Source organism: Neobacillus citreus (assembly GCF_018343545.2).
Lineage (GTDB): Bacteria > Bacillota > Bacilli > Bacillales > Cytobacillaceae > Neobacillus > Neobacillus citreus.
This window is the reverse complement of record NZ_JAGYPE020000031.1, coordinates 1-22,240: the sequence shown is the minus strand read 5'-3', so window position 1 is coordinate 22,240 and position 22,240 is coordinate 1. Positions and strand designations below refer to the sequence as shown.

Genomic DNA, 22,240 nt, shown 5'->3' with positions numbered 1-22,240 from the left:
TTAATCATTTTCTGATTAAGTCTTTTAGCTTTGAAGAAATTCCATATTTACATCTTGTTAATCACTTTATAGGGTTAGAACAATGTGTTATTATATATTTAGATAATTAACTAAATAACAAAGAAGGGAATATCATGAATGAGGTTTTTAAGGCTTTGGCAGACCCAACCCGAAGAAAGATACTGGATTTGTTAAAGGATCAGGATTTAACGGCAGGGGACATAGCTGAGCAATTTGAAATGAGTAAGCCATCAATTAGCAATCATTTAAAAATCCTGAAATCCGCAGGATTAGTGATGGATGAGAAAAAAGGGCAGTTTATTATTTACTCCTTAAACTCAACCGTTTTGCAGGATGTAATCAAATGGTTATTAGACAAAAAGGGGGATGGGCTTCATGAAAAAAAATAAACTTTTTTATATTACGCTAATCATTTCCATCATTCCACTGATTGTAAATCTTATTGCCTTTCCACATATGCCTAATAAGTTTCCGGTTCACTGGGGACCTAGCGGCGAACCAGATCGGTATGGGTCAAGAATCGAACAGCTCACCATGAGTGCATTACCCCTTGTCCTGTTTGTGTTTTTAAATTTTCTGCCGTCCATTGATCCGAAGAGAGAATCTTATAAAAAGCATAGCGGCGCATTTTCTATCATCAACTCTGTCATTATCTTATTTCTTGTTATCACGAATTTATTGGGGCTGTTCAGTGGACTTGGATACGATATACCTTTTCAAAAAGTTGTGCCGGTACTACTAGGTATTTTGTTTATCGTTCTTGGAAATTTCATGACGCAAATCCGGCATAACTATTTCTTTGGCATTCGGACCCCTTGGACGCTGGCATCAGAATATGTCTGGAAAAAAACACACCGATTTGGAGGATATGTTTTTGTCGTTATTGGCTTTGTACCATTAATCACCACCTTCATAGGTTCCACGGGAATGTACTTTTTCCTGGCGGCATTAGCGGTTGGAATTGCGCTTATCATGATTTATTCCTATTCGGTGTTTAAAAGGGAAAAAGGTAATGAGTAATTCGCCGGACATATAAGAGGAGTAAAGCAAGTGCCGGTCATTATCCGAAATTAGTTGATTTTCATCAGCACTACTTGGGTGGTGGCAGGCACTCTAATATTAAAAAACTCCCAAAAAAGGTTTTTGAGGAGTTTTTAACAAAAATATTTATTGATAGTTTAGAAGATTGTCCCGCATGTTTGCCAATCACGTTGTACCACTTTAAAACACAAACCGTAATACCATGATAGAGATGATTCCAGCTACAACAGTTCCCAATAAGCTGCGAGTCACAATGGCAATGATAAAAGTGGGCAGTGCGGCGATAAGTTCAAGGTTATCTGTCAAAGGTGCCAATTTTCCGTTTGGCATGAGCAACTCTTGCCCGACTAAGGCTGCCATAACGGCAATGGGAACATAGCTCAACCAGCGCATCGCCCATTCTGGCAGTTCAACACGACTTAAGATTGCAATTGGAAGCACTCTTGGAATGAATGTGACAAGGGCTGATCCTAAAATAATTAAAAAGATCGACCATCTTACTTCCATTTCTCCACCGCCATTCCGATTGTTGAGGCAATGATGGTTGCGACAATAACCCCTACGCTTCCAGATGCCACTAAACTTACCCCGACCACAATAGCAACAGCACTTAGGGCAACAAGAATATCTTTCCTCAATTTTCCTCGGCTGACCATTTGCAGGACAAGAAGGCCAATAAACATTCCCGGCAAGGCAAAATCAAGGCCGAATTTTTCCGGGTCTGAAATCCATTCTCCGAAAAATGCTCCTGCAATATTGGCTAGGAACCAATTTAAATAAGCCGTTACATTTAGACCATACATCCATTTTTCGCTAAGCCATTTCTTCCTTGCTGCTTCATTCATGGCTACACCAAATGTTTCATCTGTAAGTAAAGAACCGATCAATACATTCTTGAAGGGTGTAAGATGACGGAAATAAGGCGATATCGCCGCGCTCATTAAAAGATGGCGGAGGTTAATAAAGAAAATAGTAAAGATAATCGCTAGAGCGGGACTATTAGCCCCAATCATCGCGGCAGCAATAAATTGACCAGAACCTGCGTACAAAAGCAAGGAGATCAGTCCAATTTCAACAATCGAAAGTCCTGCAGTTTTTTCCACCACACCGGCCGCAAATCCAATGCTTAAGTAACCAAGTACAGTGGGCAGACAATCCCGTACACCGGCAAGGAAGCTGCTTTCCTCCCGCAAATACGTGTTTTCACTAATGTTCATCATCCTTCACCCCCTGATATAAATTATTTGTATAAAAATTACTTTATCATCATCATTGTATGGGTTCAATGATATAATTGTATGCAATACAATTTTTCAAGGAGAAGGTATGGTATGCCGGTTAATTCATTTGAAAATTATCCGATGTCATGGAAGCCGGATAAAAAACAGCTTGTCCCTCCATTGTATCGATCGGTTGCTAGTTTGTTGGAATATGATATTCTCAATGGCTTTCTCGCACCCAATACGAAACTTCCCCCTCAGCGAGAATTAGCAGATTATCTTGATATTAACCTCAGCACTGTGACAAGGGCCTTTAAAATATGCGAAGTGAAAGGGTTAATCTATGCCGTTACCGGAAGGGGAACCTTTGTGACGCCCAATGTAAAAAATGCTATTTTCATGGCAGATAGTGATGAGCATAAGAATTACATAGAGATGGGGATCATCAAGCCCCTTGATCACACAAACTCATTCGTCGCACAAGCGATTAAAAGCATTGCCGCCAAAGATTATCTGGAAAATTTACTAGATTACAGGCACCCGTTGGGAATGCCTTATCATCGAATGGCAGCCAAAAAGTGGATGCAGCGCTTTAACATGGATGCCCCCATTGAAAATATTGCGATCACTTCAGGCGGACAAAATTCGTTTTCGCTGATTCTAATGTCCTTGTTTCATCCGGGAGATAAAATTGCGGTGGATATCTATACGTATCCTAATTTTATTGAACTGGCCAAAACAATGAATATCCAATTAATCCCTATTGAGGGCGATGAGCAAGGTATGAAGCCGGAGAAATTAGAGGCCGTCTGCCGAACAAATCCATTGCAGGGAATCTATTTGAGTCCCTCCTGCAACAATCCAACTGCTGTGACTATGAGTATGAAGCGCAGAAAGGAAATAGCTGAGGTCATCAATAAACAAGGGCTTATTTTAATAGAGGATGATGTATACTCGTTCCTGGCACCGGATGGCTATTATCCTATTTCGCATTTTGTGCCGGAACGGTTTGTTTATATCCTAAGCGTTGCCAAATCACTTAGCTCTGGTGTTCGCGTTGCCTTTATCGCTTACGCCAATCAGTTTGTTGAAAAAATCACGTATGGAATTTTCAATCTCAACGTAAAAACATCTGCCTTAAATGCAGAAATTATCACAGAATTAATTAATACAGGGGCTGCGGAACAAATCATTAAGAAAAAGCGGGAAATTTCGCAAGAACGAAACGAGATTTACCAGAAATATTTTAAAATCGATGATCCAAGCGAAAACCCGATTAGTTTTTTTCGCTGGATACCACTGCATAAAGAATGGCAGCTAAACCAGTTTGAGCATATGGCTTTAAGCCGGGGGATGCATGTTTATCATTCTCATCGTTTCTTGGTCAAAAAAGATGAATCTCCCCAATTTATTCGAATTTCGCTTACATCTCCTAAGGACTCGGATGAATTGGAGAAAGGGCTTCGAATCCTAAAAAGGTTTTTGCTAGAGTCGGATGAAGTTATGTACTAGAGCAAGGTTTCATATAAAAGCCTAGGGATTTAGATATTTCTGGGTAAATTACTAGTAATAATAAGGTGGGTTGGTTCATGCGTATATCATATGATGATATGAAAGGTGAGTTCAAAAGAGTTCTCTTAAAAAGGGGTGTTGATACGAAAACTGCGGAAACCGCGGCATCCATAATAGCTGACAACAGCTGTGATGGGGTGTACTCTCATGGCTTAAACAGGTTTCCGTCCATTGTTAAAGCGATAGAAGACGGAGTTATTAAGCCGGGGATGCAGCCTGTGAAACTGAATAGTATCGGAGCCCTAGAACAATGGGATGGGCAGTTAGGTTTCGGTCCTATCAATGCGTCCATTGCGATGGACAGGGCTGTTGAATTGGCGAAAGATTATGGTTTAGGCTGTGTTGCACTAAAGAATACAACCCACTGGCTGCGTGGAGGCACCTACGGATTAAGAGCTGCCAACGCAGGATGTATCGGGATTTGCATGACAAATACATTTCCTAATATGCCGCCATGGGGTGGTAGTGAAGACCGTATTGGCAACAATCCTTTAATCATCTCGGTTCCCCATAAAGATGGAAGACACTTGCTATTGGATATGGCCCAGTCTCAATTCTCATATGGTAAACTTCAAACCTATTCGTTAGCCGGAGAAAAATTGCCGGTTGTGGGAGGTTATACGGCCGATGGGGAACTTTCGGACGACCCGGAAGCTATTATAAATGGTGGCAAGGTCCTTCCTGCAGGTTTTTGGAAGGGATCTGGTCTTTCCATCGCGATTGATATAGTTGTTTCTGCATTATCAGTTGGCAGATCCACTTACGATTTGCGGATGGAACGCCAGGATTCAGGAATTTCACAGGTATTTATCGCTATAAATCCTGCGCAATATGCTGGGGAGGAATATGCTGATTCATACATAGGAAATATGTCTGCCTATATTAAAACATCAACAAAGATGGCAGGTGTTACAGATATCCTTTATCCTGGCGAAAGGACGGCGAAGGAGCGTGCGGACAATCTTAGAGACGGTATTCCAGTAAATCAGAATATATGGGAAACAGTACTGAAATTATAATTTCACAAGTTTAAGTTTATCAAACTAGTTAGTCAAAACAAATTTGGTTCGCCATGCAATTATGATATTGTGTGGCTTTTTTATGCGTGTTATTTAGACATTGATGGAATCATTGAACTGGCCAAAATCCATGGAGTAGATGCTATTCATCCGGGTCTATTCTTCCCGTGAGCATCAGAAAAGTAGCGCCCCGGTAAAAGTAATGGGTCTATTCTTCCCGTGAGCATCAGAAAAGTAGCGCCCCGGTAAAAATAAGGCGGTCTATTCTTCCCGTGAGCACCAGCAAAGTAGCGCCCGCGGTATTTTTACTTTTGTCGTCTAAATTCTAGGATCTTTTGAGACTCAGCATGTTTATAGATTTTACAACAAGCACACCACATAATAAGATAAAAAAAGCAGCCTGGCTGAGAAAACACTAAGCAAGAATTATTGCTAGTGTCTTTTTAATTATGGTGAAAATTCCAATGCCAGGTGAAATTAAATGGCGTTTTCCAATGGTAAAGTTCGTTCGCCCACACATTAAGTAACTTCCCTTAAAATAGTGCATACGATAATTTGTATTAATCTATGAAGGGATTGAATTTGATGTACTATACTCCTTGGATGTATTCATATCCATATCAACCCAATGTCCCAATGTATAATAATTATACAAGACATCCTAATTACTGGAATATGTATGATAACGCAAGAATCCAGGCAAAAGATTATGGGCGAAAACCATTTGTAGTCAATATTAATGAGGCTGCGAAGCAGAACAATACCTATCGTACCGCTTTATGGACAGGAAAACATTTGCAAGTTACATTGATGAATATCAATGTTGGTGAAGACATTGGTTTAGAAATTCACCCTCACGTTGACCAATTCTTACGGATTGAACAAGGTCAAGGTGTTGTGCAAATGGGCAAGACAAGAGAGCGTTTAGACTTTGTTCAAAACGTTTATGATGATTTTGCGATTATGATCCCTGCAGGCACCTGGCATAATGTAACCAATACAGGTAATATCCCTTTAAAACTTTATTCTATATACGCTCCTCCACAACACCCAGCCGGAACAGTTCATGTAACTAAAGCACAGGCTTTAGCTGCGGAATAATCCAAACCTAATGAATACCTCTTCAAGGGAGGGGGCTTTACTTCAAAGCAGAGTAAAGGGGAAAGGCCTTTCAGGATTTCCCGTAATCCCTTCCCTTCTGAATATCTTCAATTCTTTCCTCGCAAACCCCAATGAACGCCACGAACAAGATTCACAGATGATTGGAAGGTCGGAGGGCACGACTGACCTTCGGATACAAGACTCGATTTCCTCCCAAGAAAGAATTTGTCCAGTTTTCAGCCCCATTTTAACTATAATGACAGCGTCTCTTTGATAACCATTATGGCCTGGCAGTGATATTTTCCAGAGTTTGGGGATTTCTCACATAAACAGCCGCTTCCATTTTCGCTAACCCCATTTGCAAAAAAGAATCGCCTACAGTAATCGCAGTACTCTGAATGACAAGTAGTTGTCACTTTTTAAAAATTATAGACAATAAACTGTCAATTGTGTTAATATTTCCCTAGCATAATAGAAATCTAGCATCATGTTAAAAGGAATGAGAAGCGAGGTGAATATTGTAAGCGATATCATATGTTTGATCCGCCAGTAAGCTTAGAAGAAAGGTATAACTTGACCATTTATGGAAGGAGAGATTTTTTTGGCAAAAAGATTTTCAAAATTCTTATTATTAATGCTTATAGCCATTTTCGTCTGTGGACAGGGTGCGTATGTTTCAGCAGTGTCCACGGATGATATGCCTGAGCCGATTTTACAAGTAGAAAACCAGAGGATTAAAGACGGATATTTCACTAACTTAAATAATCAAGTTGATAAGCTGAAAGCAATGGATGAAGGAACCATTATTGTCAGATTTCAATACACTGGCTCGTCCATTATGTCACTTTTTTCGTTAAGTAATAAGCAGGTCCGGGATGGCCATTTTCATCTGTACATTTCCCCTTCAGCGATCGGAAGTGAAAATCGCTTTGAAAAACCAGGAGAAGCCAAGACAAATGTCCATGTGAGTGCCCCAGTGAATTTGAAGGAAAATAAAGTGTATACCCTTGCGATGGTGGTAGACAAGGATAAAGGGTATAAGTATTTTTTAGATGGTGAATTAATCAAGGAAGATTCACAGTCTCCAAGGAAATTCTTAAGTAACATTTATGCGCCAAACAGCGCGCAATTAGGAAGAACGGAAAGGTTATCAGGCAATCAATATCCATTTAACGGCAATATTGATTTTGTCAAAGTTTACAATCAGCCGCTATCTGATGAGTCGCTAACAACCATTACCGGTGAAACCAAAGCTGCATCATTAGTGAACCCTATGCCCGATACAGCTAAGCTCACCAATCCTTTCAGCGTATTTTATCCAGGCTTCATGAACTCCAATAACTACCGAATTCCTGCGTTACTTTATAGTAAAAAAGGAACACTGATTGCCGGTATCGACCGCCGTGTAGAAAATGGAGGAGATTCTCCAAACAATATCGATGCTGTCGTCAGACGAAGCTTTGATCAAGGTCAAACATGGGAAGCTGACGGTATTGTCATCAATGATTACCCCGATAAAGCCTCTAATATTGACTTGTCATTATTGCAGGATGCTTCCAATGAAAGAATTTTTGCACTTGTTGACGGGTTTCCACATGGAGCTGGACTCATGGGGGGCTTTGGCACAAATGCGTATAAAGGAACTGGGTTTAAAACGATAGATGGCAAACAGTACCTGTATTTAAAAGATGCAAACAACAAGGAATACACGATTAGAGAGAACGGAATCGTCTATGACGAAAGTGGAACTCCTACTGACTATTCGGTTGATGAAGATAGAAATTTATATTGGAATGGCGAAAAAATAGATAACTATTTCAGCCAAACCTCTCCATTAAAGCCTTTTAAAACATCTTACCTTGAGCTGTATTATAGTGATGACGAAGGAAAAACGTGGGCAGGACCAATTGATTTAAATGATGAAACAAAAGAAGAATGGATGATTTTCTTAGGGACAGGTCCAGGAAACGGCATCCAGCTGACCGAGGGCCCTTATAAAGGAAGACTAGTATTTCCTGTATATTTTTTAAATGAATACAACAGACAAGCTAGTGCTGTTATTTATAGTGATGACCACGGTAAAACATGGCACCGCGGAGAGTCTCCAAACGAAGGCAGGGTCGTAGGTGGAGAGACCATCAATGAAAGGTATTTTACCAATTATGATCATGAGATTACAGAATCGCAAGTAGTAGAAATGCCGGACGGCCAGCTGAAATTATTCATGCGGAATCACTCAGGATATGCACAAATCGCGACAAGCTTTGACGGTGGGGAAACCTGGGATTCTGAAGTAGTGACGGAGAAGGCGTTAACCGCCCCATACAGTCAAATGTCAGCGATTCGCTATAATGGCCAGATTGATGGAAAGGAAGCTGTCATCTTTTCCAGCGCCAGTGATTCCGGGAGCAGAATAAATGGCACTGTAAAGGCAGGGTTAATCGAGGAAGCTGGAACCTATGAGAATGGCCGGACAAAATATTCTTTTAACTGGAAATACAGTCAGCTTGTGAAAGAAGGCCAGTACGGATATTCCAGCCTCACCAACCTTTCAAACGGTGACATTGGTCTATTTTATGAAGGAACGGCCAATACGGTCATGTCCTATATTCAATTTAATACGGACTACTTAAAATGGCAGCGATATAAACCAGCACCAAAGCCAGCCATACAATCATTTGATGTTTTATCTAAAAATCCAAAGCCTTATCGTCCAGGAGAGAAAATCAAAGTAGAGATTGTATTTGATGACTTTGTTATGTTAATGGGAAATAAACGAATTAACGCCATCATCGACGGAAACCTAGTCCAGCTTGACTTAGTAAAGAAAACCGATAATCGCCGTTTCGTTTTTGAAGGAATCGTCCCGGATATCAAACCAAGAGCTTATACCGCGGAGTTTGAATTGGACCCTAATCTTTCTATTTATAATGTTTATGGGGAATTATTTGACTCAAATCAAGAGGCGGCCAAATTCACCGATCAGATTATTATTAGAGCTGATTAATGCAGAATGAGAGCTGTTACGAAGCCATCATCTCTTCGTAACAGTTGCTTACCGATCAGAAAAATTCTGCCAATATTACTTCGTACATGACATTTTTATCCACCCTATACGCTAACCATCTGCTTCTTGTTTATAATATAAACATTGGAGGCTTTTCCAATTTTGGAGGTGGATGAAAATGACAGCGAACACGATCGATAAAATGAAAGGTATTAAACCGTCCATTGTCATGGAGCAAAATAAGCATACCTTTACGAAATCAGAAAACAAGATATATGAATACATTCGGGACCATACACAACAATTGCTATATCATTCTCTAACGGAGTTATCGGAGGCTAGTGGAGCAGCGGAAGCCACCGTTTTACGTTTTTTTAGAAAACTGGGGTTTAAAGGGTTTCAGGATTTTAAATTTTTGTTAGCCCAAGAAGTTTCTCTGGCTGCACAAAAAGATGACCATGAAACGATCATTAAAAAAGTCAGAAATCATATGATACAGGCGATAAATGAATCCTCTGAAGTCATCCGATTGGAAGAATTACAAGCGGGAATTGAAATGATCAACCAGTCGGATGATGTTGTCATCTTTGGCATCGGGGCTTCAGGAATAGCCGGGTTAGATATGCAGAATCGCTTAATGAGAATTGGCAAACATTCCGATGTTGTGACGGACTCGCATTTTCAAATCATGAGAGCTTCGTGTATGACCGAGAAAACAGTTGTGATTGCCATCAGTCTTACCGGAAGTACAAAAGACATCGTAGATGCGGTGGAAATTGCCAAGGGAAATCATGCGAAAGTGATTGCATTAACTAGTTATGTTAAATCTCCATTAACAAGGTTTGCTGATTTAGTCTTATTATCATCTTCGAAGGAGAGTCCATTAGACAGTGGATCACTAGTATCTAAAATCTCTCAGCTGTATCTTATTGATCTCCTATGTACCGGCATTGCCATGCAAAATGTTGAAACGGCAAAAGAAATTAATATGAAAATATCGAAAAATTTATCAAGTAAGCTTTACTAGAATTTCTGAATAAAGTACCGTATTTGGAATTCGCTAGATTCCAAATCATGTGGTACGACAAACGGGGAGGAAATATCTTGAAAAAGGTTTGGATCGCAGCCATTACATCTATGCTTGTGATTGGAGGTTATATCGGGACAAACACTAACGCTTCCAAAAACGCAAAAATAGAAATCAAAGCATACGCTTCTGAAAATGTTAAATCCGTAAAAAGAATCACATGGGAGCATGCAGGAGAGCTGGAGGCACAAAAGGGATTTGATAAGAACATAGGTACAGCAGGAGTGTTATCAGGCTCTAATAAGAATTATTTAATTGTCGGAGGAGGAGCGAATTTTCCTTATGACACCGTCTTAAATGGAGGGGCAAAGGAACATTACTCAGACATTTATGTTTATAAAAAAGAAGATAGTGGATTAACTCTGGTAGAACATACGAATCTTGATCATAAGATAGGCTATGGGTCGTCAATCACCACAGATAAAGGTGTTTATTATATTGGCGGGAGTCCGGACAAAGAACATGCAGACGATATCCTATTCCTGACGATCGATAAAAATAAAAAACTCAAAGTGGAAAAAGTAGGGGATCTGCCATTTACGATAAGTAATGGGATAGCAGTGGAGAAGGATGGAAAATTGTATATTGGACTTGGCCAGCAGAATGGAAAAGATAGCAATAAATTATATGAATATGATCTAAAAACGTCCACTACTAAAGAGCTGGCATCCATACCAGGAGAAACGGTCAGAAATCAAAGTGTAGCTCAACTATTAAACGGAAGCCTATATGTATTTAGCGGCGGGGGATCCATTGCTTATACTGATGGGTATCAATATAATATCCAAACAAATAGCTGGTCAAAGGTTTCCTCTGTGAAAGTTGATGATAAAGAAATATCCCTGCTTGGTGCCAATTCTGTCAAATTAAATAATGATGAAATGCTGGTAATTGGAGGATTTAATAAAGAAGTATATGATTATGCGGTGAAAAATCTAAACACATTAAAAGGAGAAGAACTGGCGGCCTTTAGAACGAAATATTTTACGGCTGATCCTTATGAGTTCAATTGGAATAAACATGTACTAATCTACAATGCCAAAAATGATACCTGGAGATCAGCAGGAAAGGTTCCATTTGATGCACCATGTGGAGAAGGCTTAGTTTTAATGAATAACCAAATTTTCTCTATAAACGGAGAAATAAAACCTGGAGTAAGAACAAACGCCATTTATTCAGGGACCATACTAAGCCATTAATGAGGCATGGAATGAGGCATGGGGACGGTTCTTATGCCTCAATTTTAGGGACAGGGAGACGGTTTTTCGGTATTATTTTGACCAACAACATCAGTGGTGAATGGGAACCCTTCACGTGTTAACCTGACGAGATTCACCATAGGGGCCAACTTTTTGATACACATAACGTATGGCGGGAGCATAAAGAAGTCCCGGTTTTTCGCCAATTATTGTTCTTCTGTAACCGGGCGCATTTCAGGATAACGAAAAAAGGCCAATTTCTCAATTTACTACTGAGAAATTGGTCTTTTTTATTATTGTAATTTCCTTATTGTTGTAACCCTGCCCTTTCCAGCTTCGATTCCCATCTATAAAAAGGGGTGCATGAGGAGAATAATATTAAGTGATAGATTGGAAAAACTAATTGGAAAGGAGTGATTAAAATGAGTTATCCAAAAAACCATATGCCTCTTGCAGAATTAACCTCAAGCGAAGTATCTAACCTTTGGTCATCCTATTTAAAGAGCAATATGGAACTTAGACTTTTTGAATATTTTTATGCAAGTATTGAAAGTAACGAAACAAAACAAGTAATCGAAAAAATGTTAAATCAAACTGAAAATAGTATAAATGAACTCAAGGAGATTTTTATCAAAGATAATCTCACTATTCCTCTTGGCTTTACGGATGAAGATGTAAGGGTTGGCGTACCCAAGGTATTTTCCGATACATTTATTTTATATTTTTGTTTTGATCTAACATACTTAGCGATGAGTACATATCCAATTGCATTATCAGATTGCACTAGAAACGATGTCCGAGAACATTTCCAAAAAAACATTGCCTTTTTTGTAAAAATCCAGAATGAACTTTTAGATTTGATGCTATCACAAGGAGTATATTTGAGTCCTCCACAAGTAGCGATCGATAACGAGGTAGAAATAGCTGATTCCATGATGTATCTTAATGGTTTTTTTGGTGGATCTAGACCTTTAAATGCTCCTGAAATTGCAAATCTATCCAGAATTGTTCATCGAGCACAGTTTTCAAAAATGGTATTTGTCACGTTTAGTAAATTAGCGAAAACAAAAGACCTAAAACAATATTTTAGTAAAGGCAGAGATGGACTCCAAAAAGTGTTAGATTCACTTCAAGAAATTCTTGAAAAAGAAAATATTCCGATATCAGCATCAGGGGACTACAAAATTTCCGATGTAGAGATGTCTCCATTTTCCGATAAGTTAATGTTGTTTTTTACGAATACATGTCTGGGAATATTCTGTTTTGCTATGATAAGTCAGGCTATGACTTCCAGTTTAAGAACGGATATTGTTTCTAAATTGGACAAAATATCTGAGGATATGAAGAAGTATTATGGTCAAGGTCTACTTTTAGCTATAAAAGAAAAATGGTTTGAACAACCTCCACAATTAGTAAATAGAAAAGTCTAGTTGATAGGTTACCTTTAGCTAAGCAGCCATAACTTGAATGTATGAAGGTTAAATGTGGAGTATAACGAAGAAATTAAGTTTAGTTATCTAAAAATTAATACTATTATTGACAATTAAAAACTAGGATGCTAACATTTCTATAAACCTAAGACGAGGGAGTAAAACTGTTAAACGGTCTCATAGCGAATCCGGGATGGTGTAAGCCGGACAGATGCAGTCACAGCAAGTGGGCCTCCGAGGGCGAAGTGAACGAAATTTTTTTAGTAGCTTAGACGCAGAGCCAGCGTTACAGGGCTAAGGGTGTGAGAGCACTCTACAAAGCGGATATGTATGATACATATCAAACAAGGTGGTACCGCAGGTTAACACTTGTCCTTGAATTTTTATTTAAGGACAGGTGTTTTTTATTTTTTTATAACCTTAATCAGCTGAAAGTGTTGAAAGGAGTAGGTGCCAATGGAAGATAAATTTACGCTATATAACTTAAAAGTAGAGGTTGTCGCTACAGATCAACCAATGGTATGCCGGCATAAGGAAGGCGACTATTTCTTAGTGATTGGGGAGGACCTGATCTTCCCGGAAACGAATTCATTTTCCATGTATGCTTTAAGTGCGATTTTGCCATTACTGCCGGCAAAGCAGCGGCCATTGCACGCGAATGACTGGATGTTGTCTGACAGTCTAATTGCCTGCCCAGATCCAAACTGCGGTGCCAGATTCAGAATAACCCGCACCGGAACGAAAGAATTTAGTCATGCTGAATGCACAATAGAACCTATACATAAAGGAGATTAACCATAATGGCAGCAGAACGATTTGAATTAGCAAAAGATTATACAATCAGCAGAGTGATCAACGGTTGCTGGCAGCTGTCGGAAGGCCATAGCTTAGAAACAAAGTTAGATATGCAAGATGCTATGAAGGCCTTCCATATGCTTGCGGAAAGAGGATTTACGACATTTGATTGTGCAGATATCTATACGGGTACGGAAGAATTCCTCGGTGAATTTTTAACGGAACTAAAATCTGGGAGCACCCTTTCACCGCATGATATTCAAATCCATACTAAGTATGTACCGGATATCAATTTGCTTCATGAGGTCGATTACAATTACACTGAAAAAATAATTGACAGAAGCCTCCAACGTCAAAAACGAGAGGTATTGGATCTGGTGCAGTTTCATTGGTGGGATTATGATGTGCCTGGCTTTGTTGAGACAGCGGGAGATCTGTTGAAACTGAAAGAAAAAGGAAAGATCCGTAATATCGCCGTTACCAACTTTGATACGAAGCATTTGAGCGAGCTCGTTGATGCCGGTATACCGATTGTGTCTTGCCAAAATCAATACTCGGTTTTTGATCGACGTCCAGAAAAAGAATTACTCGATTATTGTAAAAGCAACGGAATTTCCCTGCTGTGCTACGGTACATTGTCAGGAGGTTTGCTAGCGGAAAAATGGATCGGCCAACCATCGATTCAACCGGAAACACGCTCACATGTTAAATATTTTCAGGTGATTGAGGATACCTTGGGTTGGGATGACTATCAGGAATTATTGTTAATGCTGCAAAGAATCGGCAAAAAGTATTCTGTCAAGGCTTCTCAGATTGCTACAAAATATATATTAAGCCAACAAGGAGTCGGGGCATCTATTATTGGGGTTAGAAACAGCAAGCATGTTGAGTCCAATGCGCAAATATTTACGTTCGAACTCGATCACTCCGATATCGATGAAATCAAACAATTCTTAGGCCACTATCCAATCTTAGAGGGCGAACCGTTTGAGTTAGAGCGTACGGTTGGTTCAAAGTATCGCAATATTATGAAGATGAATTTAAATGAAGAGTAAGTGAGAGTGTACGTTTAGTCTAGAATAGAGAGTTTAGTAGAGGAGAGGGAGTTTAGATATGAATCAGAGACTTGAATTTAGGGGTGGCTGGGGAACTGCGTTTATTCCAGTTGTGATCTTTCTGTTTTTCTGCGTATTGTATTTTATTGTCTTTAAAGCGTTTGAAATGTATGCTCTCGCAATGGGTGCTTTCGTCGCACTGATGGTCGGTGCCCTTTTTGTAAAAAAGGGTCACTACGATCGCTTCTGGGATTCGGTCTATGATGGCGTAAAGGAAGCCGTACCGATTGCCATTTTGCTGTTCGTCATTGGGATGTTCTCGGAGTTGATCAAAAGCACGAACATTTCATCAGGTTTCGTATGGCTTGCCGACTTGCTGGGCGTGGATGGGGGATTATTCACTGCGTTTACCTTCTTAGCGGTTTGTGTCATTTCTACTGCTACGGGGTCATCCATCGGGACGATGTTTACCTGCTTCCCTATTTTCTACCCGGCAGGAGTATTGTTGGGAGGCGACCCTGCCGTTCTTGCGGGTGCAATCGTCAGTGCTTCCATTTTTGGTGATAACTTAGCGCCAATATCAGATACCACCATCATTTCTGCAGGAACTCAAGCATACACAAAAAAGGAAGGTTTTGCTGATGTGGGGGGCTGTGTTTCCAGCCGGCTGAAGTATTCCTTGGTTGCAGGGTCTATCTCTTTTGTTCTATTCTGGATCTTCGGCGGAGGCGGCACGGTAGGTGAGGGCGCTTCGGAAATTCTTACGAAAAGCATGAATCCTACCACACTGGTCATGCTGGTTCCGGTAGCCGTCATGTTAATTGCAGCAATCAAAACTCGCAATATCTATATAGCTATTACTATAGGAATTATTTTAGGGACGATAACAGGTCTGGCGTTTAACCTCTTAACTTTCGACAATGTGATCTCAGTTAAGGATGGGGCTCCGAAAGGATTCCTAACGGGCGGGATCAGCAGCATGATGGCAACCGTCACTTTGGTTATTTCAGTTTACGGTATTATGGGTGTGCTTAATGGTGCAGGAGTACTTGAAAAAGTCACAAACGGCATCCTTAACAGCAAAATGGGCAGGACGGTCCGCGGTGCTGAAATCGCCATGATGTTAGGCATTTCGTTTACCACTTTGATCTTCGGCGGCGTCACCAGTGCATCGATGACGACATTTGGAAAAGTACAGAATGAGATTGGCAAACGTGTTGGTTTGCATCCATACCGTCGTGCTTACCTGCTGGATGGTTTTGCGAATGCGATCGTGCTAGTTATTCCTTTTTTAAGTGTGTTTGTATTCATCGGTGCGTTGCTTTCGAAAGGGTATGATTTTGTTGCGCCGCTATCTCTAACACAAGTCAGCAGCGGCATGATCTATTGCATGGTCCTGTTCTTGGTACTACTGTCCTCTGTATTAACGGGATGGGGCCGGGAATACGAAGGACCTGGAGGGAAAGTGGTAAGAAATCATCAAAGAATAGTAAAACAAGATACCAAGTCCGGCGCAATATAATGTTTCTGGTATTCAAGGAAACAAGCAAGAAACCTTTCAACCTATTTTGGTGTGAAGGGTTTCTTTTTTTATTTGAGAGATATAGCTATGAAAGCTTAGTGATACCTAGATTGTAAATTCTCTGAAAAAACGAAATATTATGATTGACTCCATGTTGATTTTTATAAGATAATACTAATGAGTAATATATGGTGTGTGTTTTGAAGGAGTTTTCAAATGAGTAAAAGGGGCAGAAAAAAAGGGGCTAGTGGTGAACAGAGTAGGGCTCTATTGCTTGCTATCGCTGCAGAAGAGTTTGCACATAAGGGTTATTATGAAACAAAAATTAGTACACTCGTTCAAAAGGCTGGCGTAACGCAACCAACATTTTACCTTTACTTTAAATGCAAAGAGGCAATCTACCAGGAATTAATAGATTTGTTTAGCAAAGGGCTATCTGACCTTACGAATAAGAGTCGATTAGAACCTGGAATTGATTTCAACTCCTTACCATCGAGGATTACAAAAGGATTAACGGGAATCTTTACTTTTTTCTCTGAGAATCAAAATTTAACACGCATTGGATTCTTTAATTCTGTAGAGGCGGAAGAGATTAAAAAACAGTTAGCGATACAAATAAAAGAAAACTTAATTTCTGAAGTGGATAATGGTTATTTTCAAACTGAATTGGACATGTCATTGATTGCTGAGATTTTAGTTGGCACCATTGAGCGTCTTACGCTTACCAAATTATTTCCGGGTATAAAAGGACCTGAAGAAATCGCATCCGGGATTGTTCATCTTCTTCTGAACGGAATGTTATCAAAAAGGGAATAGTTATTTTACTACTTTTGGATGTACCCCTCATGTCGGTCTTAGTGGATGGATTGTCAAAAAACTACCGCAAGCTATTATTCCTCTAGTATTGGGAGATGCTGAATTTACTGAGTTCCTGCAAAGGCCAACATAATATGGCCAAAGCTTATTATGAGGTAAGGAGAAATAGTAATGGAGAGAAAGTTAGATAAAGAATGGGTAAACTTGATGATTCAGGCCAAACAAATGGGGATTCCTATAGAGGAGATTCGTAGATTTCTTCGCCAGAGGTCCGTAGCAGAGGTCTCTCAACTTGAAAACAATAATGAGGCTTCTTTCGCATCTGCCACAGATACGTTAAAACATTAACAGCTAGTACGTTTAACTGATTGGGGGTCTGACCCCCTTTTTTTTTCGGGGGCAGGTACCCTTTATAGACATACGGTGGTGACACAACATTTATGATTAAGTTGATTGTAAGAAATGTAGGGGGCAATATTTTAATACTTATGCCTCTGGGATTTCTAACACTCGCAACTCCTTTGAAAGAAAGGCAACTACCTCTTTGGGCGTTGCCTTTGTCTTTTTACTTTAAGTGGAAGTCTTACAACCAATTAATATAGTCCTCTCTTTTCAAAAAATAATTAATAGGCAGTCCAGCCACCGTCTGCTGTAATGACTTGTCCGTTAACAAAGCTTGAATCCTCTGAAGCTAAGAATAAAGCAACTGTTGCAATTTCTTCCGATTCACCTGATCTTGGATTATTGACTGCTCCACTCATTGCACGTTCCATTCCAAATGGATTCGGTTCACTCATTGTTGTCCCAATATTTGTATTTACACCGCCGGGGGCGATTGCGTTACAACGAATTCCTTCATTGGCATATTGAAACCCAACATTTTTTGTTAACCCAATAACGGCATGTTTTGAAGCAGTATATGCTGCTCCTGCACGTGAACCGAATAAACCACCTATGGACGCATTATTAATAATCACACCGCTCTTCTTTTCTAAAAATAGTGGCAGCACTTTACGAATAGCGAACATTGGACCGGTTGTATTGACAGCAAGGACACGTTCCCAGAGTTCATTCGACAAATCCTTGGCCGGTACAAAATTATCCATAATTCCTGCATTATTAACTAAAATGTCTAAAGTTCCATATTTTTCAACCGCCGTATCAATCATCACATTTATATCTTCTTCTTTTGCAACATTGGTAACAACAGCCGTTGCTTCTCCCCCCGTTTCCGTAATTTCCTTGACGACTGATTGAACAGATTCTTCATTTAAATCTGCAGCAATTACTTTTGCACCTTCTTTTGCAAATAAAACGGCAATAGCTCTACCCATTCCAGATCCGGCACCGGTAATAACGGCAACTTTATTTTCTAGTTTCATCATCAGGCCTCCAGAAATTGTAAATTTTTATTTCAACTCTATTTTACAAGATGTACCATAATTCACCAACCATTAGATATTTTTTTAAGCTTTTCCTTAGTTACTTGTGAAAAATGTATGAACGGAACTGCAATCCAATCTTAATCTACCAATTTTTGATTTTTAGAGGGAATATATTTACTAATTCCACATATACGATATTCTTCCTTGGTCAATGTACAATGCCGATTGCATTAGAAGATTCAGAGGAAGGGATTGTTTCCTTCAGTTTTTCGTTCATTACCCCTTTTGAAATTTCCAGTTATCTTCGCCATTACTAATTGTTCTTCCGCTGAATTTTCAGCCACTTTAATTCTCTTTAGAAATTTCTCTGCTTCTGTTCCCTTTAAGATTTTCACCTGTCTACCATAATAATCCAAAAAGACTGTATTATCTTTTGTCACTCCAAAATTAAAAGGTTCGTCACCTAAACGATTTCTTTTATCGATATGATCCATTATATTTTTATCATCCTTGTCCATATTAAGTATTTTAAGATTTTAAGTGCTATTCAACTTTTGCATGAGCTTAATTGACGTTTATTAATAACATCTTTATTCCGAACTCGAATTGTAATGACGGAACTGAACACATTTTATTTGATGAAATTGGACCAGCACCAACTGCAGCAATGATTAAATTTACAAATAATGCCACAGCTACTGTCGAGTGCCCAATTATGATCTTTCTTTTTTTGACTTAGTGTTGTCACCTCAAAGTTCCAATGATTTTTAATACACTAAGCAATGAAAAAAATAAATTGTCTTCATAGCTTAGTTGAAATCCACAGTAAGCATAAATAAAAGCAAATGTTTCCAAACTTTGAGGCGATTCATCAGTCAAGGCTGCGGAATGTTATATTTGGGGCAGTTTAAAGACGATTGGGAAAGTTTTGCCTAGTTTAAGATCCTGTTTGGCCTCCTACTTGTTGTAGGACTTTTCGACACTATTCTGGGCGTGGCAGGCACTTGTTCTATTCAGGAATCGTTTTTACACTTAACTAATAAATAACAACCGTCTCCTAAAAAGTAGGAAACGGTCTAATGGTACTTACGATTTGTGGTGAATCCTTATTTAAATCTTCAGATATATCCACCACCACCGTCATATATTATTCATCTATATCAATAATCTTCGCTAACTCGTTTTAACATGCTATACCGAGATTAGTAGTACGACATCAAACAGGGGGCTCGATAGCTAAGAATCCTCCGCCTGATCCCGGTGCAGCCCCTGATCCCGGTGCAGCCCCTGATCCCGGACAGTTTACATTAAATGAAACTGCGGTTGAAACGGTCTGTCCGTTTACTGTGGTTGTTGCAGTGACCGTTGCTGTTCCAGTTGTCCCTGTATCAAAAGATACAGATACAACGAACGCACCGCTAGCAAATGTGATGGTTGCCTGAGCGGCTAATACCCCGTTAATAAATAATTCAAAGTTAATGGTTACTGGGAATGGAACTACTACTCCTGAGCAAGTCACCGTCCCAGGAATGATAAACAAACAAGGATTCACTTCCCTAGCCGTCATTTGAATACTGCATAACGTTCCAATTAAGTCAAGAATATTTTCAAATTTGAATTCCAATAACATTTCTTTCTTAATCACATCACGAATTGTTCTTTGTACACTTGAATCGAGATTAAGCAGATTTGTCAATGAAACAGCTGCAGGAGAGAACTCACGTCCAGGAGTACGTAATGTTCCAAGAACAAATTGAAGCTTTTCGGCTTCTGCGTTCATTAGGTGAGCCAGAGATAATTCCTCAAGGGCAACAGAAGCCAACAGCAAAGGAACTGTCTGTGCTGTCGAAAGAGAAATTGTTGGCGTGATATTATTAATATTAGCTTGAGACATTTTTTCACCTCCTTATCCATTGTTCTTTATATATTATTAAAAAATCATAGCAAAGATTGTGTACTTGTCCTGTTATAAAGTGGATTCCCCCTTTGTAGAGGATGGAGCAGGGAATCTCCTATATTTCGACTATAGAATGAATGAAAACCAGCCATCCATCGTTTTTCAGCATCATGAAAGAGCCATTAGCAAGGACGATTTGAATGAATGGGACTTAAAAGAACGCCCATTGGAAGAATGGTTTAATGACTCGCTCATCCCTGTTGTTGATTCTTTTGAGAGATTATTAGAAATGATGTATCCGAGTGAGTGGTAAAAATAAAACTCTGTGATTGGGGGCTGACCCGTTCAAGCTGTAGTTTTATAAAATGTTGTTAAAGCCGATTTCTAATTCGAAATCGGCCATTTTCATTTTTATAAAAGAAAAGGCATAAAATCCTTTCCAACCTTGAAATATTATCAAACTGCCAAAGCGGTAAGTTCGATCATTCCTATGTTTTGCAGTACACCTTAGTAATAAATCATAATTTTTAATAATGTAGATTTAATAAGGCTTACAGAGTTGGGATTACTTTTGCATATACTGCTTATAGGAAAAAATAAAAATAGCAGCGTTTCAGATTACCTAAAATTAGGAGGCGTCATACTCATGAACTATTCATCAAAACTGGTAAAAGTAAATAAAGATCCAGGGCATGGCTCACACATCCCCCCTGTTTATTTGACCTCAACATTTGTTTTTGATAATGCTGAAGTAGGAGCACAACGTTTTGCAGGCGAAGATCCAGGATTTATGTATTCACGCCTGGGTAATCCAAATGTAAGAGAACTGGAAGAGAAGGTAGCGGAATTGGAATTTGGTGAAGGGTGTTTGGCTTTCTCATCCGGAATGGCTGCCATAACGGGTTGCCTTTTTGGTGTTTTGCAGGCTGGGGATCACGTTGTTGCACACACTGCGTTGTATGGGGCGACACACGCATTCCTATCCAAAACGGTAAAAAAGTTTGGAATTGATGTAACTTTTGTACCATTTAAGACAGGGGAAGAGCTTGAACCACACATTACAGATAGAACAAAAGTGGTTTACTTTGAAACCCCCTCCAATCCTACACTTTCCTTAGTGGATATGAAAAGTGTAGCGGCGATCGCTAAGCAAAAGGGGATCTTGACGGTTGTTGATAATACGTTTTTGTCCCCATATTTACAAAATCCTATTCAATGTGGAATTGATATTGTCGTCCACAGTGCAACAAAATACTTGTCGGGTCATGGATACCTTATTGGCGGACTTGTGATTTCGAACAAGGAAATAATTGAGCCGATGCGAAAAGAAGTGCAGAAGACGATGGGAGCCAATTTGTCCCCTATGGATGCCTGGCTTCTCTATCAAGGGATACGTACATTGCACATTCGCATGGATCGCTCACAAGAAAATGCACAAATTTTGGCGGAACGCTTGGAAAAACATAAGGCTATAGAGAAGGTTTACTTTCCAGGATTAGCTAGTTTTGAAGATAAAAAAATCATGGAGAAACAAATGAAAGGTCCTGGCGCGATGATTTCTTTTGTCTTGAATGGGGGATACGAGGCTGGTGTTAAACTTATGAATTCAGTAAAACTGAGCACTTTAGCAGTCTCGCTGGGGGATGTAGGTACATTAATTCAACATCCAGCTTCGATGACACATGCGATCATCCCTAAGGAAGAAAGAGAAAAAGCAGGTCTCAATGATGGACTCGTTCGTTTTTCGGTTGGAATTGAAGATGTAGAAGATATATGGAAGGATCTCGAAATGGCATTACAATAACGGTGCGGCTTAAGGAATTTGTTAAGCGGAGCTGGTAGGTGGTGACACCGGCTATCACGATCCATGTTTATGGAAAGCAATGAAGGAAATTTCCGGTATTCGTTCCTTTCGACGAAGAAGGGCTATATCTTGCTGGAGTAAAGCAGGCTGGATACTCCCCTGCCTAGTAATGGACAATTTACCCTGATTAGTCATAACCCCTAGTGAAGGTTATGGGCCTTTCATAACGACCGGGTGCCCCAGTTTTTTCAGCGTACGGTCGTTATGAA

Annotated in this window: 22 protein-coding genes and 1 pseudogene; 17 read left to right on the top strand and 6 right to left on the bottom strand. The window is 39.6% G+C overall.

Features of this window, described 5'->3' with window-relative positions; all coding sequences use genetic code 11:
* Nucleotides 1–134 precede the first annotated feature (134 nt).
* Together KHB02_RS16680 and KHB02_RS16675 are read left to right on the top strand one after the other, a co-directional pair.
* Nucleotides 135–410 carry an autorepressor SdpR family transcription factor gene (locus KHB02_RS16680; protein WP_213146116.1) on the top strand — a complete coding sequence of 92 codons (276 nt, stop codon included), beginning with the start codon at nucleotides 135–137 and terminating at the stop codon, nucleotides 408–410.
* A complete protein-coding gene (locus tag KHB02_RS16675) occupies nucleotides 397–1,041 on the top strand; it encodes an SdpI family protein (RefSeq protein ID WP_213146117.1) in 645 nt (214 codons plus the stop codon). The genes KHB02_RS16680 and KHB02_RS16675 overlap by 14 nt, the downstream gene beginning before the upstream one ends.
* Nucleotides 1,042–1,242: 201 nt before the next feature.
* Here the strand turns inward: KHB02_RS16675 and KHB02_RS16670 are convergent, their stop codons facing one another.
* Both KHB02_RS16670 and KHB02_RS16665 read right to left on the bottom strand, forming a co-directional pair.
* Entirely contained in the window at nucleotides 1,243–1,569 is a 327-nt protein-coding gene (locus tag KHB02_RS16670) for an AzlD domain-containing protein (RefSeq protein WP_213146118.1), read from the bottom strand.
* Nucleotides 1,560–2,279, bottom strand: a complete 720-nt coding sequence (locus KHB02_RS16665) for an AzlC family ABC transporter permease (RefSeq protein WP_213146717.1) — start codon at nucleotides 2,277–2,279, stop codon at nucleotides 1,560–1,562. The genes KHB02_RS16670 and KHB02_RS16665 overlap by 10 nt, the downstream gene beginning before the upstream one ends.
* 114 nt (nucleotides 2,280–2,393) lie before the next feature.
* On the opposite strand from KHB02_RS16665, the gene KHB02_RS16660 reads away from it, so the two are divergent.
* From KHB02_RS16660 to KHB02_RS16650, 3 genes are all read left to right on the top strand, one after another.
* Nucleotides 2,394–3,794 (top strand): aminotransferase-like domain-containing protein, encoded by a 1,401-nt coding sequence (locus KHB02_RS16660; RefSeq protein WP_213146119.1) that lies wholly within the window; start codon nucleotides 2,394–2,396, stop codon nucleotides 3,792–3,794.
* A 77-nt stretch (nucleotides 3,795–3,871) separates the two neighbouring features.
* Nucleotides 3,872–4,873, top strand: coding sequence for a 3-dehydro-L-gulonate 2-dehydrogenase (yiaK, locus tag KHB02_RS16655; RefSeq protein WP_213146120.1), 1,002 nt, complete (start codon nucleotides 3,872–3,874; stop codon nucleotides 4,871–4,873).
* Between the two features lie 585 nt (nucleotides 4,874–5,458).
* Nucleotides 5,459–5,974 (top strand): cupin domain-containing protein, encoded by a 516-nt coding sequence (locus KHB02_RS16650; protein WP_213146718.1) that lies wholly within the window; start codon nucleotides 5,459–5,461, stop codon nucleotides 5,972–5,974.
* Nucleotides 5,975–6,016: 42 nt separating this feature from the next.
* Here KHB02_RS16650 and KHB02_RS16645 read toward each other — a convergent pair whose 3' ends face one another.
* The gene (locus KHB02_RS16645) at nucleotides 6,017–6,220 is read right to left on the bottom strand and encodes a DUF1284 domain-containing protein (protein ID WP_241113908.1); all 204 of its coding nucleotides are present in this window, start codon (nucleotides 6,218–6,220) and stop codon (nucleotides 6,017–6,019) included.
* Between the two features lie 355 nt (nucleotides 6,221–6,575).
* Here KHB02_RS16645 and KHB02_RS16640 point away from each other — a divergent pair, with 355 nt between their 5' ends.
* The 10 genes and pseudogenes from KHB02_RS16640 to KHB02_RS16595 all read left to right on the top strand — a co-directional run.
* Complete coding sequence (locus tag KHB02_RS16640; protein WP_213146121.1) at nucleotides 6,576–8,981, top strand: sialidase family protein; 2,406 nt, start codon at nucleotides 6,576–6,578, stop codon at nucleotides 8,979–8,981.
* A 178-nt stretch (nucleotides 8,982–9,159) separates the two neighbouring features.
* Complete coding sequence (locus KHB02_RS16635; RefSeq protein ID WP_213146122.1) at nucleotides 9,160–10,008, top strand: MurR/RpiR family transcriptional regulator; 849 nt, start codon at nucleotides 9,160–9,162, stop codon at nucleotides 10,006–10,008.
* A gap of 77 nt (nucleotides 10,009–10,085) precedes the next feature.
* Complete coding sequence (locus KHB02_RS16630; protein ID WP_213146123.1) at nucleotides 10,086–11,267, top strand: cyclically-permuted mutarotase family protein; 1,182 nt, start codon at nucleotides 10,086–10,088, stop codon at nucleotides 11,265–11,267.
* Between the two features lie 422 nt (nucleotides 11,268–11,689).
* Nucleotides 11,690–12,697: a DUF3231 family protein gene (locus KHB02_RS16625; protein WP_241113907.1), complete on the top strand. Its 1,008-nt coding sequence runs from the start codon at nucleotides 11,690–11,692 to the stop codon at nucleotides 12,695–12,697.
* A gap of 456 nt (nucleotides 12,698–13,153) precedes the next feature.
* On the top strand, nucleotides 13,154–13,492 hold the full coding sequence (locus KHB02_RS16620) for a TIGR04076 family protein (protein WP_213146124.1): 339 nt from the start codon (nucleotides 13,154–13,156) through the stop codon (nucleotides 13,490–13,492).
* Between the two features lie 5 nt (nucleotides 13,493–13,497).
* Nucleotides 13,498–14,547, top strand: a complete 1,050-nt coding sequence (locus KHB02_RS16615) for an aldo/keto reductase (RefSeq protein ID WP_213146125.1) — start codon at nucleotides 13,498–13,500, stop codon at nucleotides 14,545–14,547.
* A 58-nt stretch (nucleotides 14,548–14,605) separates the two neighbouring features.
* A complete protein-coding gene (locus KHB02_RS16610) occupies nucleotides 14,606–16,069 on the top strand; it encodes a Na+/H+ antiporter NhaC family protein (RefSeq protein WP_241113906.1) in 1,464 nt (487 codons plus the stop codon).
* A 216-nt stretch (nucleotides 16,070–16,285) separates the two neighbouring features.
* On the top strand, nucleotides 16,286–16,885 hold the full coding sequence (locus KHB02_RS16605; protein WP_213146126.1) for a TetR/AcrR family transcriptional regulator: 600 nt from the start codon (nucleotides 16,286–16,288) through the stop codon (nucleotides 16,883–16,885).
* 171 nt (nucleotides 16,886–17,056) lie between these two features.
* The gene (locus KHB02_RS16600) at nucleotides 17,057–17,233 is read left to right on the top strand and encodes an anti-repressor SinI family protein (RefSeq protein ID WP_213146127.1); all 177 of its coding nucleotides are present in this window, start codon (nucleotides 17,057–17,059) and stop codon (nucleotides 17,231–17,233) included.
* A gap of 71 nt (nucleotides 17,234–17,304) precedes the next feature.
* A pseudogene (locus KHB02_RS16595) lies at nucleotides 17,305–17,391 on the top strand (VanZ family protein); the annotation flags it as partial.
* 117 nt (nucleotides 17,392–17,508) lie between these two features.
* On the opposite strand, the gene KHB02_RS16590 reads toward KHB02_RS16595, so the two are convergent.
* The 3 genes from KHB02_RS16590 to KHB02_RS29925 form a co-directional block, all read right to left on the bottom strand.
* Nucleotides 17,509–18,267 carry an SDR family oxidoreductase gene (locus KHB02_RS16590; protein WP_213146720.1) on the bottom strand — a complete coding sequence of 253 codons (759 nt, stop codon included), beginning with the start codon at nucleotides 18,265–18,267 and terminating at the stop codon, nucleotides 17,509–17,511.
* Nucleotides 18,268–18,509: 242 nt separating this feature from the next.
* Complete coding sequence (locus tag KHB02_RS16585; RefSeq protein WP_213146128.1) at nucleotides 18,510–18,764, bottom strand: hypothetical protein; 255 nt, start codon at nucleotides 18,762–18,764, stop codon at nucleotides 18,510–18,512.
* A gap of 722 nt (nucleotides 18,765–19,486) precedes the next feature.
* Entirely contained in the window at nucleotides 19,487–20,164 is a 678-nt protein-coding gene (locus KHB02_RS29925) for an alpha-helical endospore appendage domain-containing protein (protein ID WP_338088299.1), read from the bottom strand.
* A gap of 64 nt (nucleotides 20,165–20,228) precedes the next feature.
* Between KHB02_RS29925 and KHB02_RS16575 the strand changes: the two genes are divergently transcribed.
* Complete coding sequence (locus KHB02_RS16575; protein ID WP_241113905.1) at nucleotides 20,229–20,480, top strand: SMI1/KNR4 family protein; 252 nt, start codon at nucleotides 20,229–20,231, stop codon at nucleotides 20,478–20,480.
* A 333-nt stretch (nucleotides 20,481–20,813) separates the two neighbouring features.
* Nucleotides 20,814–21,971 (top strand): trans-sulfuration enzyme family protein, encoded by a 1,158-nt coding sequence (locus KHB02_RS16570; RefSeq protein WP_213146130.1) that lies wholly within the window; start codon nucleotides 20,814–20,816, stop codon nucleotides 21,969–21,971.
* The last annotated feature ends 269 nt before the right edge of the window (nucleotides 21,972–22,240 follow it).

Coding starts and splice junctions, on each gene's coding strand:
- KHB02_RS16680 (WP_213146116.1), top strand. CDS start 135: ATGAATGAGGTTTTTAAGGCTTTGGCAGACCCAACCCGAAGAAAGATA.
- KHB02_RS16675 (WP_213146117.1), top strand. CDS start 397: ATGAAAAAAAATAAACTTTTTTATATTACGCTAATCATTTCCATCATT.
- KHB02_RS16670 (WP_213146118.1), bottom strand. CDS start 1,569: ATGGAAGTAAGATGGTCGATCTTTTTAATTATTTTAGGATCAGCCCTT.
- KHB02_RS16665 (WP_213146717.1), bottom strand. CDS start 2,279: ATGAACATTAGTGAAAACACGTATTTGCGGGAGGAAAGCAGCTTCCTT.
- KHB02_RS16660 (WP_213146119.1), top strand. CDS start 2,394: ATGCCGGTTAATTCATTTGAAAATTATCCGATGTCATGGAAGCCGGAT.
- yiaK (WP_213146120.1), top strand. CDS start 3,872: ATGCGTATATCATATGATGATATGAAAGGTGAGTTCAAAAGAGTTCTC.
- KHB02_RS16650 (WP_213146718.1), top strand. CDS start 5,459: ATGTACTATACTCCTTGGATGTATTCATATCCATATCAACCCAATGTC.
- KHB02_RS16645 (WP_241113908.1), bottom strand. CDS start 6,220: ATGGGGCTGAAAACTGGACAAATTCTTTCTTGGGAGGAAATCGAGTCT.
- KHB02_RS16635 (WP_213146122.1), top strand. CDS start 9,160: ATGACAGCGAACACGATCGATAAAATGAAAGGTATTAAACCGTCCATT.
- KHB02_RS16625 (WP_241113907.1), top strand. CDS start 11,690: ATGAGTTATCCAAAAAACCATATGCCTCTTGCAGAATTAACCTCAAGC.
- KHB02_RS16620 (WP_213146124.1), top strand. CDS start 13,154: ATGGAAGATAAATTTACGCTATATAACTTAAAAGTAGAGGTTGTCGCT.
- KHB02_RS16615 (WP_213146125.1), top strand. CDS start 13,498: ATGGCAGCAGAACGATTTGAATTAGCAAAAGATTATACAATCAGCAGA.
- KHB02_RS16610 (WP_241113906.1), top strand. CDS start 14,606: ATGAATCAGAGACTTGAATTTAGGGGTGGCTGGGGAACTGCGTTTATT.
- KHB02_RS16605 (WP_213146126.1), top strand. CDS start 16,286: ATGAGTAAAAGGGGCAGAAAAAAAGGGGCTAGTGGTGAACAGAGTAGG.
- KHB02_RS16600 (WP_213146127.1), top strand. CDS start 17,057: ATGGAGAGAAAGTTAGATAAAGAATGGGTAAACTTGATGATTCAGGCC.
- KHB02_RS16590 (WP_213146720.1), bottom strand. CDS start 18,267: ATGAAACTAGAAAATAAAGTTGCCGTTATTACCGGTGCCGGATCTGGA.
- KHB02_RS16585 (WP_213146128.1), bottom strand. CDS start 18,764: ATGGATCATATCGATAAAAGAAATCGTTTAGGTGACGAACCTTTTAAT.
- KHB02_RS29925 (WP_338088299.1), bottom strand. CDS start 20,164: ATGTCTCAAGCTAATATTAATAATATCACGCCAACAATTTCTCTTTCG.
- KHB02_RS16570 (WP_213146130.1), top strand. CDS start 20,814: ATGAACTATTCATCAAAACTGGTAAAAGTAAATAAAGATCCAGGGCAT.